Annotated in this window: 15 protein-coding genes; 3 read left to right on the top strand and 12 right to left on the bottom strand. The window is 42.4% G+C overall.

Annotated elements, in window-relative coordinates; all coding sequences use genetic code 11:
• Nucleotides 1-90: 90 nt before the first annotated feature.
• From QZT69_RS17620 to purL, 11 genes are all read right to left on the bottom strand, one after another.
• The gene (locus tag QZT69_RS17620; protein ID WP_294679050.1) at nucleotides 91-312 is read right to left on the bottom strand and encodes a DUF6814 family protein; all 222 of its coding nucleotides are present in this window, start codon (nucleotides 310-312) and stop codon (nucleotides 91-93) included.
• A 16-nt stretch (nucleotides 313-328) separates the two neighbouring features.
• Complete coding sequence (locus QZT69_RS17615) at nucleotides 329-1873, bottom strand: MFS transporter (protein WP_294679046.1); 1545 nt, start codon at nucleotides 1871-1873, stop codon at nucleotides 329-331.
• Between the two features lie 140 nt (nucleotides 1874-2013).
• Nucleotides 2014-2433: a helix-turn-helix domain-containing protein gene (locus QZT69_RS17610; RefSeq protein WP_294679043.1), complete on the bottom strand. Its 420-nt coding sequence runs from the start codon at nucleotides 2431-2433 to the stop codon at nucleotides 2014-2016.
• A gap of 124 nt (nucleotides 2434-2557) precedes the next feature.
• Nucleotides 2558-2992 (bottom strand): DUF3995 domain-containing protein, encoded by a 435-nt coding sequence (locus QZT69_RS17605; RefSeq protein WP_294679039.1) that lies wholly within the window; start codon nucleotides 2990-2992, stop codon nucleotides 2558-2560.
• 18 nt (nucleotides 2993-3010) lie between these two features.
• Nucleotides 3011-3715 carry a LytTR family DNA-binding domain-containing protein gene (locus QZT69_RS17600; protein ID WP_294679035.1) on the bottom strand — a complete coding sequence of 235 codons (705 nt, stop codon included), beginning with the start codon at nucleotides 3713-3715 and terminating at the stop codon, nucleotides 3011-3013.
• Nucleotides 3716-4577: 862 nt separating this feature from the next.
• A complete protein-coding gene (locus tag QZT69_RS17595; protein ID WP_294679031.1) occupies nucleotides 4578-5228 on the bottom strand; it encodes a hypothetical protein in 651 nt (216 codons plus the stop codon).
• A gap of 3 nt (nucleotides 5229-5231) precedes the next feature.
• The gene (locus tag QZT69_RS17590) at nucleotides 5232-5696 is read right to left on the bottom strand and encodes a DUF1801 domain-containing protein (protein ID WP_294679027.1); all 465 of its coding nucleotides are present in this window, start codon (nucleotides 5694-5696) and stop codon (nucleotides 5232-5234) included.
• A 132-nt stretch (nucleotides 5697-5828) separates the two neighbouring features.
• Nucleotides 5829-7700: a T9SS type A sorting domain-containing protein gene (locus QZT69_RS17585; RefSeq protein WP_294679024.1), complete on the bottom strand. Its 1872-nt coding sequence runs from the start codon at nucleotides 7698-7700 to the stop codon at nucleotides 5829-5831.
• A gap of 10 nt (nucleotides 7701-7710) precedes the next feature.
• Nucleotides 7711-8334 (bottom strand): hypothetical protein, encoded by a 624-nt coding sequence (locus QZT69_RS17580; RefSeq protein WP_294679020.1) that lies wholly within the window; start codon nucleotides 8332-8334, stop codon nucleotides 7711-7713.
• 169 nt (nucleotides 8335-8503) lie between these two features.
• Nucleotides 8504-9133 (bottom strand): 16S rRNA (guanine(527)-N(7))-methyltransferase RsmG, encoded by a 630-nt coding sequence (gene rsmG / locus QZT69_RS17575; RefSeq protein WP_294679017.1) that lies wholly within the window; start codon nucleotides 9131-9133, stop codon nucleotides 8504-8506.
• Nucleotides 9134-9232: 99 nt separating this feature from the next.
• Nucleotides 9233-11470: a phosphoribosylformylglycinamidine synthase subunit PurL gene (gene purL, locus QZT69_RS17570; protein ID WP_294679013.1), complete on the bottom strand. Its 2238-nt coding sequence runs from the start codon at nucleotides 11468-11470 to the stop codon at nucleotides 9233-9235.
• Between the two features lie 255 nt (nucleotides 11471-11725).
• On the opposite strand from purL, the gene QZT69_RS17565 reads away from it, so the two are divergent.
• Genes QZT69_RS17565 through QZT69_RS17555 form a run of 3 tightly spaced genes read left to right on the top strand, consistent with a single transcriptional unit; the run spans nucleotide 11726 to nucleotide 15560 of the window.
• Complete coding sequence (locus tag QZT69_RS17565) at nucleotides 11726-13171, top strand: hypothetical protein (protein ID WP_294679009.1); 1446 nt, start codon at nucleotides 11726-11728, stop codon at nucleotides 13169-13171.
• On the top strand, nucleotides 13168-13932 hold the full coding sequence (locus QZT69_RS17560; RefSeq protein ID WP_294679004.1) for an SDR family NAD(P)-dependent oxidoreductase: 765 nt from the start codon (nucleotides 13168-13170) through the stop codon (nucleotides 13930-13932). The genes QZT69_RS17565 and QZT69_RS17560 overlap by 4 nt, the downstream gene beginning before the upstream one ends.
• On the top strand, nucleotides 13932-15560 hold the full coding sequence (locus QZT69_RS17555; protein ID WP_294678997.1) for an amidohydrolase: 1629 nt from the start codon (nucleotides 13932-13934) through the stop codon (nucleotides 15558-15560). The genes QZT69_RS17560 and QZT69_RS17555 overlap by 1 nt, the downstream gene beginning before the upstream one ends.
• On the opposite strand, the gene QZT69_RS17550 is transcribed toward QZT69_RS17555, so the two are convergent.
• On the bottom strand, nucleotides 15561-16568 hold the full coding sequence (locus tag QZT69_RS17550; protein WP_294678992.1) for a gliding motility-associated C-terminal domain-containing protein: 1008 nt from the start codon (nucleotides 16566-16568) through the stop codon (nucleotides 15561-15563). It abuts the gene before it with no gap.
• Nucleotides 16569-16683: the final 115 nt, after the last annotated feature.

The following is a 16683-nucleotide window of genomic DNA, read 5'->3' as shown; positions in this document are numbered from 1 at the left end:
CAGGTATGTGTGGCTGTTTTGCAAATTATTAAAAAGGATTAGGGGCGGAAAATATTCCGCCCCTAATCCTTGGTCAAACATGCAGATTAACTATTCGTCGTCATATTCGCCTTTCAAAGCGTAAACCCCGAAAATGGCTAATCCCAAAACGATCAGCGGAGTTAGTATAAAGAGAATGATGATCCCGAATACCAGGTCGTCCTGGCTTCCCGTGGAGAACTTAGGGATTCCAAATTTGACAACACAGAAGTAAGCGGAGAGAGCAGCTAATAAAAGCCAGACAACTCCTAAAATTCGTTTGAAAATATTCATAATGCGTATTTTTTAATTAGTTAATACTCACTTGTTCAGGTTTCTTATCCTTCACGTAAATCAATCCGATCAGGAAGCTGACTCCGGCAATAATGATCGGATACCACAGGCCGTCGAGGTAGAATTCGGTATTGCCCGTCTCCTTTGATTGTGTTACCAGGTAAGTTGAAATAGCAGGCAGAAGTCCTCCGAAGATCCCGTTCCCGATATGGTATGGAAGTGACATGGAGGTGTAGCGGATTTGTACCGGGAACATTTCGACTAAGAATGCTGCGATCGGGCCGTAAACCATCGTTACGAAGATGACTTGTATGAAAACCAGGAATGTCAGGAACCATTTGTCGGAATTTGGAATAGTGATCGAAACCTTGTTGTCGATCCGCGGTTTTCCGGCTGCGACAATGACTTTTCCGGATTCGTCCAGGTGAACGGTTTTCTTTTGGTTCCAGACGGTTCCGTCCGAATAATTGGTCGTAGTAACATAGATTGAATCTGTTCCGTTGGCAACAATACTTGCAGAGGTATCGGTTTTTGAGGAGACGATCAGTTCCTTCTTGTTTTCAACATTGGTTCGCTCATACATCAATCGATAGATCGGCCGGTAACAAATAATTGCCAAAAGCATTCCGGCCAGCATGATCTTCTTGCGTCCTACTTTATCCGACATCCATCCGAAGACAACGAAGAAGGGAGTTCCGATCAATAGTGCGACGCCCATCAGGGTGTCCACCTGCTGTGCATCGATATTCATAACGGTCTTCAGGAAACTCATGGCGTAAAATTGTCCGGTATACCAAACAACACCCTGCCCCATAGCAACACCGAAGAGCGCAAGCAGTACAAATTTGAAATTCAGTTTGTTCCCGAAACTTTCTTTTAATGGGTTTTTAGAGATTTTTCCTTCGCTTTTTGCTTTTGCAAATTCAGGTGATTCGTGCATTTTCTTCCGGATGAGATAAGAAACCAATACCATCAGGATCGAAACCCAGAATGGAACGCGCCATCCCCAAGTGTCGAATTGTTCTTCACTCAAAGCGCCGCGAGTCACCAAAATGACCATCAATGAAACGAAAAGCCCGAAAGTAGCAGTTGTCTGGATCCAGGAGGTCCAGTATCCGCGCTGATTACCTGGTGAATGTTCGGCTACATAAGTTGCAGCTCCGCCGTATTCTCCTCCGAGAGCAAGTCCCTGGAGCAGGCGCAGTACCAGTATCAAAATAGGTGCAAAGACTCCGATGCTTTCGTAAGACGGCACACAGCCAATCAGGAAAGTAGCTCCTCCCATTAAAAGCAGGGTAACCATAAAGGTGTATTTCCGTCCGATCAAATCACCTAAGCGTCCGAAAAATAAGGCGCCGAATGGTCTCACGACGAAACCGGCTGCAAATGTTGCCAAGGTAGAGAGGAATGCTGCAACAGGATTGTCGGCAGGGAAAAATTTGGTGGAAATAACCACGGCCAAACTTCCGAAGATGTAGAAGTCGTACCACTCAATGAGTGTTCCGACGGAGGAGGCTGAAATGACTTTCCAGATTCCTTTGGTAGATGTATTGTTACTCATGTTTGTTCGAATTACGTTTAATAAGTTCGTAGCAAAACAGCCGCAGAGTTCCGGAAGCTCCCGGTTGTTTTCGTTTTACCAATATTCCGTAATTCAGGTTAAACTATAAAAAGGGTTATATATTTTTGTAAATAGTATAGTTAGTCCCGGAACCGCTCCCATTTGATAAGCATGAACTTGTCTCCGAGTTCTGTAATAATCATGCCTGCTCCTGTGAGGAAGTCCTTGTTTTTTAACTGTTCAACGAGTTCCTGGTGTGTAATGATCCGATAAGTGGGATGGTACATTCCGTCGTTTAAACGCTTGATTTTGTAGTGTCTTACCCAGTTGGAAACTGTAACGTGAGAGACTCCGATGATGCGTTCGATTTCCCGGTAGCTCAATCCTTCCAGGTATAGCTGAAGTGCTTTGGTAATGTAGTAATCATCGATTTTCTTACCGATCTTATCAACTGTGAAGTTGTAGGAGCATTGCTTGCAGGTGTAGCGCTGGCGATTGTTTACAATTCCGCTCTTGATGATTTTGGGGCTTCTGCATTTAGGACAGCTTTCAATTTTCATCGGATACTATTTTATTTTTGCATAAATATAGTATTTTAGCGATAAGATATCAAGATTGATAACTCTAACAAGTATAAAAAGATGTGAGGTGATAATTACCTTATCAGCAATATGTGGAATTCCATTAGAATGTAATGAAAATCAAAGCCGCCGCCAATAGACTTATCACTGCACACAAGGGCGAATAATACCTGGTATCTTTTTTTGCGAATGTGGTATGCTTGATTTTTTTGAAAAATCCTACGTAATTAAAATCACCGATAGCGCGTACACCGAAAATTCCAGCAATGATCCAAAGGCCGGATTTTTGGAGCCAGTTTGGAATCGGGAAATGGATTGTACCAGTAATCACTAGCGGTAAAAGGCCAAAGGCAAGCAGCCCTACAGCAACGATCAGTGTGGCGATTATACCGGGGCTTAAGGCTTTTTGAGAAGTATTGTCGGCTTTTGTCGGGATAACTGCTGTTGAGCCCCATTTTCCACCGAATGCCCAATAGAAATGGAGGGAAGAAAGGAATAGAAAAATCCCGAAAAGGATTCCTGAAATTGTTAGTGTCATGACCCGAAAATAGTCAAATTACTGCTGGCCTTCATTAAAAAGCTGCATGAATTCCTGCATGCGTCGTTGTGCTACCGGGATTTCCGTACCATTAACCATTTTGATCGTTCCGGTCCTTCCCTTCGTTAAAAGCTGCATGTGATTCAGGTTGACAATGTAACCGTGATGTGAACGTTTAAATTGTTCTTTCGGAAGCAGTTTTTCGTAATGACCTAAGTTTTTAGAGGATACTATCTTATCGTCTTTTGTAATGATGTTGGTATAAGCTCCATCCGATTCGAAGTAAATGATATCATCGTACTTGAGAGCAGTATAACTTCCTTTGTAAGGAACAAGTATCGTATTGGACGTGTTTGACTGATTGATCCGGGATAAAATAAGTGACATTCCCCGTTTGAAGTCTTCCGTGCGAATTGGTTTTAACAAGTAATAAGATGCAGCAGCATTCAACGCATCAATGGCAAATTTATCATAAGCTGTTACGAATACAGCTTCAAAGGATCTGCCTTCACAGGCTGCCAGAACATCCAGGCCAGTTCCGCCGTTTATTTGTCCGTCCAGAAACACCAGGTCTATGTTATCTGCTGATTTCAGGTAACTAATTGCATCGTCTTTATTGTCAAAAACCTTCAGTACCTCGCATTGCGGGTAATGAAACTTGAGTTTTTGTAAGAGAACTTGCTGACAGATCGGTTCATCTTCAACGATTACACAATTAATCATTTTAATTTGTATGTTAAACGGTTGTGTTTTGTCTCTTTCTTTACAGGTGTATGTAAATGAATAGCGTCTCTAAAATACAATTGTAAACGCACTTTTCAAATAAGTTTACTCACTTATTTTTATTTCTGCTCACTTATCAAAAAAAATCCCCGAGAGCTGTGAAGCCTTCTAGCTTTGTACTGTATTCGTATCCGAAGAGCATTTTAAAATAGTTCTTCCACGAAACAAAATGTTTAGAATGATTCATTGAAGATATAGTAAGAGTGGTTAGGTAAGGTTGAATAGTGAAAGAGAGGTTGTCCCTTACTACAGGCAGCTTCTCAACGATCAACTGTAGGGGCGGTATTACAAAAAAGATAGTCGCTTTCGGTTAGGTTAAGTTGAATAGTGTAAAGAATAAGGGGTGTTTGCCTCGGCAGATGCTCCTTCATTCTTCTGGAAAACAGACTGGTTGGATGAACATAAAATGAAAATGAAGTAATAGTAGGTGGTTAGGTTTAATAGTGAAAAGAGGGATCAAACCTTTTGATTCCTCTTAGCTTAAAAATAACATTGGCTGCTGAATAAGGTTTTGAGTTAGGTTAGGTAAGTTGAATAGTTAATTTGGAGAATAGGGGTTGTCGATTTAAATAGATGGCTCCTGGATTCTTCTAAAAAACAAACCTGCAGAACCCGGAACGATAAAATACGAATTACTTGGTTAGGTTAGTAAATTGGTTAATGTAAAAAAGGAGCATCCATGAAGGGATAGTTCTTTTGAAAAAGCGATCGGATCCGCTTGGATTTAGGTTGGGTTAGGTAAATTGAGTAAAAAAAAGGAGTGCGCCATGGTGCACTCCTTTTGATTTATATCGTTGTGATTTTAGCCACGCCTTCTTTCCAGTAAGATCATCATCATTAAAGAAAGAACAATGCATTCATCTTCGCTGGTGTTGTGTGTCGGGCCGATTTTTTCAAGCGTGAATTTTCGACCGAACATGGAAGGGTTTTTCTTCAAGCGCATCACTTTTGATCCGTCGGGTCTTCCAACAATGTATTTCGGATTGAATACATAGCCTGTAAACATTCCTAAAACCGGAATTTCACTGAACAAGCCGTCAAAAACTTTTGTCCATGCGTTTTCTTCCATGATGTGAAAAGCCAGGTGTTCGTGCTGATCGTAGACATCGTACCGGGCTTTCCAGATGGATGCCCAGCCTTTGCGGGCTACACGTCCTTTTTCAATCCCGTTCTTATCTGTGAAAACATAGGTTGCCGAGAAGTCGATCCACTTATTTGCTTTGATGGTGAATTCCAGTGCTGTTTTATTCGTGTCGGTGAATACCTGGATTTCCTCAATAAACTTGAACATTTTCTGGCGTACATAAGCCAATGTTGCAGAGTTTGCGTCTTCTATGACGAAATCGTTGGCCAATGTCCCGATTTTGAAAGTGAACTTTAAGGGATAATTCAGGTTTCCCAGATCGACATTCTTTTGAGAAAAAAAATTCATGTTATCTAGTACATCACTCATAATCTACTTTGATTTGGATTTATAAATTCTTTCATAGGTTTCGATCCATTCTTCTGGTTTTACTTTTGAAACCAGCTGACCAATCAACTCGAAAGGGATTTGGTCCGGCTTTTTAAAACGAACACAGCTTTTTCCCATGTCTAATTTAGTCTTGCTCGCTTTGGCGTATTCTGTTTGAAACCAGTTCAATAATTCCGGATCTGCATACATTCCCATGTGGTAGAAAGCGATGAAGTTTTTTTGAGATGCAAAACTCATAAAGGGCAAAGGCAGTTTGGGATCGCAATGATATCCCGCTGGATACAAAGAATGCGGAACTGCATAGCCGATCATTCCATACCCGATCCCTTCTTTAAATCCATCAGGGAGATTGTCCAAAATTGTTTTTCTAAGTTTAATCATTGCTTCCTGCCGATCTTCCGGGCAGTTTGCAATCACCTGTTCGGGTGTAGTTCCTTCTGTTCTCATGATACCTCTAAGATACCAAAAAAGATTCAAATCGTTTTTTGATATTCCATTCGAGATACAATCGCATGTTGTTAAAACAGCAAGACCGATCCTTTTTCAGGAATCGGCCTTGGTTATTTGAGGGAATGAAATTTATTCAATGATAATTTTATGCGTAGAAATGATTTTGCCTTCGCGTGAAACTGTCAGGAAATAGAATCCGTTTTGGAATTCGCGAATATTGATCGAATTGTACGTTAATCCTTTCCGGATGGTTTGGCTGCTTTCAAATACCTTTTGACCGTTCAGGGTTGAAAGTGCAAGCTGATAAGTCGACTCTGTTTTGGATGAAAGAACAATGTTCAGGTTCTCATCTGCCGGATTTGGAAATGCTTTTACCAATTCAAGATCGCTCATAAATTGCTGTTCGATCGCTAAAGTATTCGAAGAGACAGATGTTCCATTGTTGCGGACCAGTTTTACCCTGTAATAAGCAGTGCCGGTCAGTGGCTGCAAATCCTCGAATTGATAATCCATAGCCTCCAAACTCAAGCCCTGTGCTTCGATATTTCCGATCTCTGAGTATTCACTTCCGTTTTCACTGCGCTCAATGATGTATTTATCAACATTGAATTCACTTGAACTGGTCCATTTCAGAGTGTTGTACCCGGCTTCACTTTCTCCGGACAGGTTCATGGTTTCTGCACCAAGCGGTGAGCAGCTGACCACCGCTGTTCCGCCGAATGATAAAGGAACTGTTGTATTTGCGGAGGAGAAATTAGATAAACAGATTAAGTACTGCGTATAGTTCGCAGCTGTTACGGGTGCTTCCCAATTGGTCATGGAGGTTGCTCCTGCTGGCAGGGTGCTGGCCAAGCCCGTGAATTCTTCACAATCCCCATTGTAATTGCAACGGATTGGGGCTAAGGTTCCTCCTGAAATACCTGCGCATGAGCTTGATGTGTAAGGCCACATGGACCAGTCCAGGCAATTATAGGTTCCGGAGTTTGGCGTTCCCAACTCAAATGTCAGCGTTCCTCCTGTTAACACATTTACAATCATCCAGGTGCTGTTCAATTCTCCCGAAAGCAAACATCCCGGATTGGTACTGTTCACATTAATGTCCGGATTGGCTGCACATAAACCAGCATCACAAATTTCATCAATTGCTCCGTAGCCGTTGGGGTCAATAGAAAAAGAGGCATTGGAGCAAACATTGGCCGCTACGGCACAATCTCCGGCTGTTGTTGGACCGCCGGCCGGACAAGTCAATGAAAAAGTGATGGAGGACGCGGCAGTTGAGGTTGCATCCATCAAAAAGTAATAAGTCGTTCCTGACGTAAGTGCAATTGACCCGATGGAACCGGGAGTTGTTGCTAATCCGGCACAGTTCCAGCCTGCTGCTGAGCATCCTCCGGTTTTCCATCCGATTGCATACCCTCCTCCTGTAACTGATGTAACATTGAAGGAATAGTTTCCGGTTGATGTGGCTGTATAACTATATACTTGTTCCAAGCCCGGAGTGGCAGTGGAACAAAGATTGGAAACAAAGGAGGATGAACCTGTTGTTGATAGGTTGAACGCTTGTCCACATCCGGAAATTGGCGAAGAACTGGCACATGGTCCTGTCCCGCAGGAGGTGCAGGTGATAGTTGTTGTCAAACAAGTTGCACCTGTTCCGCATCCACTGCAGTTTGTGTTTATGGTAGTGTAATAGGTTCCTGATGTTGCCGCTGTGAAAGGAACAGATGAGGTTCCGAATGCAACAACCGGTCCGGTGGGTGATCCGCTGTGAACAGTAATACATGCTGCGGGCGAAACGGTAAGCGTGTAAGAATTTCCCGCAACAACTCCGGTAATTGTATTGTAGTCACCCGCCCAGTTACAGGAACTAATGGTAGTAGCAGTAGAGCCTGTTGGAGCTGCAACTGTGGAAAAAGAAGAACCTCCTGAACATTGGGCAAGTATATTTTCCGAATAAACAGCAAGTACTGAAATAAGTAATAGCAAGTAGTGTTTTTTCATAAGGGGAAATTTAATCGATGATTAAGTAGTTCCATTCTGTCAGGATCTGTGTGCGTCTGACATCATCCAATGTTTTGAATTCTTTAAAACTAACGTGAAGGCGGTTGTTGTCGGAAGTCAATTGCAGATATGCATCCGGGTAATCTCTTGCCCAGTCCCAAACATTTTCTTTGTAAGATTGAAAATCTGTTTCTGAGAAAGTCGTACTTGTCCATGTTGGAAAAGGTCTTTCAGGAAGTTCGTACAGCAGGGAGTTTAAATCGTAACCCTGAAGCAAGGTGTTTAGCTCAGCTCCTGACTTTAATGTAATCGAAATACTTTCCCGGTAAATGAATTGAACAGGTTCATTGGGTTGTCTCAAATATTCGTATTCTGAAACATCGAAATGCTGAATGTTTAACAATTCCTGAACAGAAATACCGGTTTCAGTACTGTTGAAAGAAAAACTAGCTGAAAAATAATTCCACAGGACCTGGAGTCTTTGCGGATCAATTTGAGCGATTTTTCGGATTCTTTCCGGTTTTTGATGTTTTTGGATCATTCGGTTAGAACCGATCACGGAATAGTCCGTTTGAGCAAAAACTGCACAGGATATGCTTGTGCTTACGCAGAGTAGTAGGTATAATGCCTTCATTATCACAAGATTTAAGGCAAGTATACAAAATAACAAATAGTTAAAAGACTAACAAGTTGTCAAAATGAACAAATTGTGTCTTTCATTGATTGTAGATTAATTGTGAATGAATATTTTGTGAATTTTCGGCTGATTCAAATCTGCAAGCTACTGAAAAGCAATTAATTGGCTAGTTGCCGGTCATATCAACGTAAACCACAGCTTTTGTCTCAAAAAACTCGCCGGCAAAAATAGTTTGAAGGGTATGGATGGTAAATTTTTGTTTTACGGGAGCCATTTCTTCTTTCAAGTCACCGCCTTTCAGGTATAAAATCCCATTTGGGAGCGGGTTTTTACCTTCTTTTTTGAACTTTCCTTTGGTCCAGGGTAAAAATGCGGGCATAGCTGTTACCGCTCTGCTCACGATAAAATCAAACTGTTCTTTGATCTCTTCTGCACGGGCATGTGTTGCACGAACGTTTTTCAATCCCAGGGCCTGGGCAACTTCCTTTACTACTTTGATCTTCTTTCCGATAGAATCCACGAGGTGGAATTGTACTTCCGGAAATAAAATAGCTAAGGGAATTCCGGGAAAACCACCACCGGTACCGATATCCATAACGGAAGAGCCGGGTGTGAATTCCATGATTTTTGCAATTCCCAGTGAATGGAGCACATGACGTTCGTAAAAATCATCGGTATCTTTACGCGAAATTACGTTGATCTGAGCATTCCAGAACAAATACAATTCTTCCAATCGCTCAAATTGAGAACGTTGTTCTTCTGTGAGATCTGGGAAGTATTTGAGAATTAATTCCATTCAACAATTTGTGTAATTATCAATTATAAATTATCAAGGGGCATACGTGTTAATCGAAGCCCCTTGATAATTATTTCATTTATAATTGATAATTCAATTTTATCCTTCGATCAGTTTTCCTAAAGCATTATCAAAAATCTCTTTTGCTTCAGAGATAAATCCGAAATGCTCGTCGTCAACCATCATTTTACCTTTTGTAACGTGACCGAGAAGCGTATAATTTACGCCGCTTCCCATCATGAATTCGATGAATTCTTCTTCTGTTTCTTCGGAAACCGTCACTACCACACGGCTTTGAGCTTCCCCGAAAAGGAATGCATCTTCACGAACTTCTGAGTCTGTAACGATATCGAAACCAAGTCCGCGAGGCATAGACATTTCAACCAATGAAACGAATAAACCTCCGTCAGCACAGTCGTGAGCAGCGTTGATCAACTCCTGGCTGATCAAACCTTTTACAGCTTCCTGTAATGCGTACTCTTTTTCCAAATCGAAATGAGGAGCCGGAGAAGCATCAATTTTATGGTATTTCGCCAAATATTCGGAAGATGAAATGTCGTTTACACAATCTCCCAAGATGAAGATCAAATCTCCTTTTTGTTTGAAATCCAAAGACATGATCTTAGACTTATCCGGAACCACACCAATCATACCGATTGTTGGAGTAGGGAATACAGGGATTTCTTTTCCTCCGATATTACTTTGATTGTAGAAAGAAACGTTTCCTCCCGTAACCGGTGTTTCAAATTTCAAACATGCTTTCGACATTCCTTTGATAGCACCTACAAACTGCCAGTAAGATTCCGGGTTATAAGGATTACCGAAGTTCAGACAGTTGGTAATGGCACTTGGAATACCTCCGGAAACCACGATGTTGCGCGCAGCTTCTGAAACCGCGATTGCTGTTCCAACTTCCGGATCGGCATTTACGTAACGTGAATTACAATCCACCGTCATTGCCAATGCCTTTTCTGTTCCTTTCAGGTTCACAATTCCTGCATCCGTCGGACGGTTTGTAGTCATTGTTTTTGTTCCTACCATCGAGTCGTACTGTTCGTAAACCCAGCGCTTGGAAGCAATATTCGGCTGGCTCAATAAGAAGAACCCGATCTCTTTCAGGTTTTCCGGTTGTTCCACCGAATCAATAGTGAATTTTTTATATTCCTGGTAATATGCAGGCTCTGAATATTCGCGCTGGTATTGCGGTGCTCCGCCGCCAAGTACCAACGACTCCGCAGGAACATCTCCGACCAGTTCACCGTTCATATAGTAGCGAACACGACCATCGTCTGTAACGGTTCCGATTTCTTCAGCATGTAAATCCCACTTGTCGAAAATGCTTTTTACCACCGCTTCTTTTCCTTTTTGGATCACAACAAGCATACGCTCCTGGGATTCAGAAAGCAAGATTTCGTAAGGAAGCATGTTTTCCTGGCGTGTAGGAACGCGGTCCAGATGGATTTCCATCCCGACACCTCCGCCGGCACTCATTTCACAAGTAGAACAAGTAATACCTGCTGCACCCATGTCCTGCATTCCAACAATTGCATCTGTATTTGCCAATTCCATGGTAGCTTCCAAAAGCAATTTTTCCATGAAAGGGTCACCAACCTGTACGGATGGCAAATCCTGAGCGGATTCTTCCGTAATATCTTTTGAAGCAAATGCTGCTCCGGCAATTCCGTCTTTTCCTGTTGAAGAACCAACGATGTAAACCGGGTTGCCCGGTCCTTTTGCTTTTGCAGAAATTACTTTCTTAGTATCTATAATTCCGGCTGAGAAGGCATTCACCAACGGGTTTTGGTTGTAAGATTTGTCGAAGAAAACTTCCCCGCCAACGATCGGAATACCGAAAGCATTCCCATAATCACCAATTCCTTTAACAACTCCTTTTACCAGCCATTTTGTGCGCGCTTCTTCAATATCTCCGAAACGCAATGAGTTTAACTGTGCAACCGGTCGGGCACCCATCGTGAAGATATCGCGGTTGATACCCCCAACTCCTGTTGCTGCTCCCTGATAAGGTTCCAAAGCAGAAGGGTGGTTGTGAGACTCGATTTTGAAAACACAGCCGATTCCATCTCCCAAATCTACCAATCCGGCATTTTCTTCACCGGCTTTTACCAGCATGTGCGGGCCATCTTTCGGTAATTGTTTTAACCAGTAAATGGAGTTTTTGTAAGAACAGTGTTCAGACCACATAACAGAGTAAACTGCTGTTTCAGTGAAGTTTGGTGTGCGACCAAGGATTTCTTTGATCATCTCAAATTCATCGGCGCGTAAACCTAATTCAACCGCTTGCTCTACTGTAGCTTCTTGCTTAATGGAAGTACTCATTTTCTTATAACTTTGATGCAAAAATAATCATTCCTCGCTAATTCCGAGTGCCTAATTCGAATTCCGGGCGAGAATTTTGGAGTGTGAATTCATAAAACGAGAAGGTGTTAAGAATTAGTACAAAAGACGCTCTATAGTCGGGTGTAGGTCGGGTAATACCCGGGTGATCCTGCAGGTATATTTGTTCATGCCGAGGCGAAGGATTTTTCAATTCGGCATTCGGCATTCGTAATTATGAATTAACTTAGAGGTCTGATGGTATTTACACTGCTTCTGGTCGGTTTAACTTGGTTTGTTTGGAAGTTCAAAACAGATGGCTTGTCACGGACTGATTTATTGATCGGGTGGGGAATTAAAGTGCTTTTCGGAGTGCTTTTCATGATCATTCATACCAAAATCTACGGCATTGGTGAAGTAACGGTTGATTGGGAGGAATACATGGAGGACAGCATTACGCTCAATCAGGTGGCTTACCAGTCTTTCGGAGATTACCTGCGGTTTTTGTTCGGAACGAATACGGAAGCTGCTGTCGGACATTACCTTTCCAACACGAATCATTGGTCGGCCGGAGACCTGGACCTGATGAACGATTCCCGGAACGTTTTACGTATAAACAGTTTGATCGTCTTTATTTCCAACGGGAATGTATATGTTCACATATTGGTTTTCTCTTTCTTTTCTTTTATCGGATTGCGGGAAATTTTCCAGGCATTCCGGGAACGCATATTTTATAATAAACGCTTGTTCTGGTTTGCGTTGTTCCTTTTTCCAACTTTGAGCTTCTGGACCAGTTCTGTTCTGAAAGAACCTCTCATGATCCTGGGATTTGCATTTATTCTGAATGCCTTGTTCGGAGGATTGTCCGTAAAATCGAGGTTGTGGCGTTTTGCACTTGGTTTTGTGCTGATGCTTGGATTCAAACCTTATGTACTGGGTTGTCTGCTGTTAAGCATCCCGGTTTTCTTATTGGGGAAATGGGTATTCCGGAAAAGAGTTCTGCTTGCGCCGTTGACAATGCTGGTTGGAATGGTCCTTGTTTTTGCCTTGTTTTCCGGGCTGCGAAAAAATGTGACCCACCGTTTGACCCGCATGCAGTTTGATTTTATCAATGTGGGGCGGGGTGGGATGCATGCTTATGCAGATTCGTGCTTTTATTACTTCCGGAGCGATCAATTTGCAGACCTTGAATTTACGGATAAAGGAGTGCAGGCAAAGAAAGATCTGACAGCAAAAAAAGTGACTTTCGGGATGAGTTATCCTTTCAGGGATATCCGTTTGAAACCGGGAGAAGGACCATGGAGTGTTGTCTTTATCGGAGAAGCCTGTGGAAGTTACATCGAATTGACTCCGATCGGTAATGATTTCGGCCAGTTAATGAAAAATATTCCCGAAGCGCTTTCCAATGCTGCTTTCCGACCCACTTTCCGGGATCCGGGAGGCAGACTGAAAATCCTCAGTTTTTTAGAAACAATCGCTTTGTTTTTACTGCTTGCTTTCGGATTATGGTATAATCGAAAAAACAGGACTCCGGAAGAAAAGAATATACTGGTGTTTTTAATAACCTTTTCACTGGTGTTGTTGGTGCTTATAGGTTGGACGACCCCGGTTTTGGGAGCAGTTGTCCGTTACCGAATGCCGGCATATTTAACATTGTTTTTAATCGCATTTATCGGTTCAAGACCATTCAAATTTAAATTATGAAGAAAACCATTTTGATTACCGGTGCAACAGCCGGTTTTGGAGAGGCAACAGCACGCGTTTTTGCCGATAACGGATGGAACCTGGTTCTGACAGGCCGCAGAATGGATCGCCTGGAATCATTAAAAAAAGAACTTCAGTCAAAAGGGGTTGATATCGTGCTGCTGAATTTTGATGTACGCAGCGAGGAGGATGTGAATAAGGCAATTGAATCCTTATCGGAAGAAGTGAAGAATGATCTTGCGATCCTTATCAATAACGCAGGGCTGGCCGTAGGGCGCGGACCTATCGATACCGGTGAAACGGATGATTGGGACCGGATGATTGATACGAATGTAAAAGGCTTGTTGTATGTGACTCGTGCCATTTCCCCGATTTTGAAAAAGAACGGCGGGGGACATATTGTAAACATTGCAAGTATTGCAGGGAAAGAAGTTTACGCGGGAGGAAATGTCTATTGCGCAACGAAGCATGCGGTAGACGCTTTGTCACGGGCAATTCGTATCGATCTGGTGCATGACAATATTAAGGTTACAAATATTGCTCCCGGAGCGGCTGAAACGGAATTTTCACTGGTGAGGTTTAAAGGGGACGAACAAACGGCCAAAAATGTCTACGATGGTTTTGATCCGCTGATGGCAGAAGATATTGCCGATGCAGTTTATTATGTCTGCTCCCGGCCGAAACATGTTTGTATCAACGACCTGGTAATCATGCCGAGTGCCCAGGCAAGTTCAACAATTTTCCATAAAACACATTCCTGATGCGTTACATTCTTTTTTCAATGGTTTTGGCAATCGGTGCTTCCTGTATGAAAGGTCAGTCGGTTGATTTGGTAATCCACAATGCAAAAATCCATACCATGGATGACCGGAATTCGGTGGTGCAGGCCATTGCAATTCGGGACGGTAAAGTTATTGAAGTTGGTCCCGACAGGCAGATCATGAACAAATACAGCGCGGACGAATTTATCGATGCAAAAGGCAAAGATATCTTCCCGGGATTTGCTGATGCACACGGACACATGATGAGCCTGGCCCGTCAGAAATTATCTGCAAACCTGGTTGGAACAACTTCCATGGAGGAATTGATTGTACGGGTGGAAAAGTATTCACAGAAGAAAGAACGTCCGGTGATTGTTGGCGGCGGCTGGGACCAGAGTCTGTGGAACACAAAAGAACTTCCGACCAATGAACTGCTGAATGAAAAATTTCCGGACAAACCGGTTGTATTATACCGGATCGACGGGCATGCTATTTTGGTGAATGATGCTGCGCTGAAGAAATACCGGATAAATGCTTCTTCACAAGTGGATGGCGGAGCTGTTTTGAAGAGAGAGGACGGTACTTTAACCGGAATTCTTTTGGACAATGCCATTTCATTAATCAGTGACAAACTGCCGGATTTTCCGGATAGCGAGTTGACTGCTGCGCTGCTGGAAATCCAGCAGGAATTGTACGGATACGGCATAACCGATGTGCATGAAGCAGGTTTGACACCGCATGATTTTAAATTGGTCCGCCGCTTGGTTAAAGATAATAAACTGACGATCGGGATTTATGGCATGCTTTACCCGGAAAAAGAAAATGCGGATTTTGCCAAAAAGCATGGAATTCTAAAGGAAAAAAACCTGTTGGTGCGTTCGTTCAAAGTAATGGGAGACGGAGCTTTAGGATCGAGAGGAGCTCTTTTGAAACAGCCTTATTCGGACGATTTGCACAATCATGGTCTGTTGACGACTTCTGTGGATGATTTAAAACGTTATTCTTCCCTTGCCGAATTGACCGGTTATCAGTTGAACATTCATGCGATCGGAGATTCAACCAACCGATTGGTGCTGGAATTAATCCGGGCCTTTTCGAAAAAAAATCCGGATCACCGCTGGAGGCTGGAGCATGCGCAGGTCATCGACCCGAAAGATTTTGATTTACTGGAAAGTTCCGGAGCTTTTCCTTCCGTGCAGCCAACACATGCTGTGAGCGACCAGCGTTGGGCAGAGTCCCGTTTGGGTAAAGCGCGTTTAAGAGGAGCGTATGCTTACAATACCTTATTGCAAAAAGCAGGTATGCTGGCAATCGGAACTGATTTCCCGGTAGAAAGCACAAACCCGTTCCTGACTATTCATGCAGCGGTAAACCGAAAGAATGCCGAGGGAGATCCGATCGAAGGTTTTTTAATGGAGGAAGCGTTGACGGAAGAAGCTTGTTTGCGTGGAATGACCATTTGGGCGGCATTTGCGAGTTTCCAGGAAGCAACAAAAGGAAGTTTGGAAAAAGGAAAGGATGCGACTTTTGTCATGCTGGAAAGTCCGTTCTCTTCCAAAGCAGTTTATAACCCGAATTATGCCAACCGAACATTTGTAAGGGGGAAACAGGTATTTTCAATGGACTGACTATTTGATTAATTGAAAGAATCCGTTTTGATTGTAGGTTTGATTGCTTGATCTTAATGTATAAAAGTAAATTCCTTCAGAAGCGGCGTTATTTCCAATGTTCCCGTCCCAATAGGGTGTTTCAGGGTTCAATGTAATTATTTGATTTCCCCAGCGGTTCATAATATTCATTTCCCAATCCGGAATATTCAATAAGGTTGGATAAAATAGATCATTTACTCCGTCATTGTCGGGTGTGAAAATATTAGGTACTTTCAGACTTGAAGGGATTTCATGCAGTTGAACATCATCGATAAAAAAATAGATATCGGTTACTGTTGAATCAGAGATAATATTAAAAGACAGTGGAATTTCGAAATCTGTATCAAAACAGCCGATGGTAATATAGTTTTCTCCTCCGGAAGCTTTGTAAGTCCCTTCAAATAAAATCCATTGAGTGGTGTCTGTATAGAAATTTGCAGGATCATTTTTAAGTTGTGGTTCAACAGGAATTGCAAGATAAGACGTTGGTTGAAGTACTGGTGAATGTGAGAAATATGCCTGGAAACAAGATGTTGTTGAGGCAAGGTTTTCATTATAGAAAGGGTTGTTGAGGTATAAAGAAAACTCATAGTAACCATTTTCTTTTAGAGGAGCTGTCGTTTTACATTGGATGTATTCACGGTATTCTTCGTGTTTGACGAATAAATAAATTCCAGCCATGTTTTCACCGGTTCGCGGATACTCAAATCCGAAAGGTGTTGCAGGTGGCTCATAACTTCCAAAGCCAGGATTTTCACACCAGAAGTCGCTAGAGCCATAAGTGGGACAAGTCCAGCCTGTGCAGCCAGCCCATTGAAAAACATCAAAACCGAGATTTGCTGGATCTCCATAACAAGAGGTGTTTTCTTCAAAACTACCATTTTGAATCAGGCTTTCCTGCGAATAAGTGTTGAAGATGATTCCAAAGAGGATAATCAGGATACTAATCGCAGGTTTTATTAAAAGATGTTGTTTTAGGGGTGTCATCCGGAATAATTCCTATTTTCCAAAAGATGTATGTGATATGGAATGGTTGTAATTTTTAAATAAAAAAAGGGCTCGCCGGCAAACGAACCCTACAAACCAAAAAACCAAAAACGAT

This window comes from uncultured Fluviicola sp. (genome assembly GCF_902168135.1).
Lineage (GTDB): Bacteria > Bacteroidota > Bacteroidia > Flavobacteriales_D > Crocinitomicaceae > Fluviicola.
This window is presented reverse-complemented; position numbering and strand designations above follow the sequence as displayed.

Coding starts and splice junctions, on each gene's coding strand:
- QZT69_RS17555 (WP_294678997.1), top strand. CDS start 13,932: ATGCGTTACATTCTTTTTTCAATGGTTTTGGCAATCGGTGCTTCCTGT.
- QZT69_RS17580 (WP_294679020.1), bottom strand. CDS start 8,334: ATGAAGGCATTATACCTACTACTCTGCGTAAGCACAAGCATATCCTGT.
- QZT69_RS17605 (WP_294679039.1), bottom strand. CDS start 2,992: ATGACACTAACAATTTCAGGAATCCTTTTCGGGATTTTTCTATTCCTT.
- QZT69_RS17590 (WP_294679027.1), bottom strand. CDS start 5,696: ATGAGAACAGAAGGAACTACACCCGAACAGGTGATTGCAAACTGCCCG.
- QZT69_RS17560 (WP_294679004.1), top strand. CDS start 13,168: ATGAAGAAAACCATTTTGATTACCGGTGCAACAGCCGGTTTTGGAGAG.
- QZT69_RS17620 (WP_294679050.1), bottom strand. CDS start 312: ATGAATATTTTCAAACGAATTTTAGGAGTTGTCTGGCTTTTATTAGCT.
- QZT69_RS17585 (WP_294679024.1), bottom strand. CDS start 7,700: ATGAAAAAACACTACTTGCTATTACTTATTTCAGTACTTGCTGTTTAT.
- QZT69_RS17610 (WP_294679043.1), bottom strand. CDS start 2,433: ATGAAAATTGAAAGCTGTCCTAAATGCAGAAGCCCCAAAATCATCAAG.
- purL (WP_294679013.1), bottom strand. CDS start 11,470: ATGAGTACTTCCATTAAGCAAGAAGCTACAGTAGAGCAAGCGGTTGAA.
- QZT69_RS17595 (WP_294679031.1), bottom strand. CDS start 5,228: ATGAGTGATGTACTAGATAACATGAATTTTTTTTCTCAAAAGAATGTC.
- QZT69_RS17550 (WP_294678992.1), bottom strand. CDS start 16,568: ATGACACCCCTAAAACAACATCTTTTAATAAAACCTGCGATTAGTATC.
- QZT69_RS17615 (WP_294679046.1), bottom strand. CDS start 1,873: ATGAGTAACAATACATCTACCAAAGGAATCTGGAAAGTCATTTCAGCC.
- rsmG (WP_294679017.1), bottom strand. CDS start 9,133: ATGGAATTAATTCTCAAATACTTCCCAGATCTCACAGAAGAACAACGT.
- QZT69_RS17600 (WP_294679035.1), bottom strand. CDS start 3,715: ATGATTAATTGTGTAATCGTTGAAGATGAACCGATCTGTCAGCAAGTT.
- QZT69_RS17565 (WP_294679009.1), top strand. CDS start 11,726: ATGGTATTTACACTGCTTCTGGTCGGTTTAACTTGGTTTGTTTGGAAG.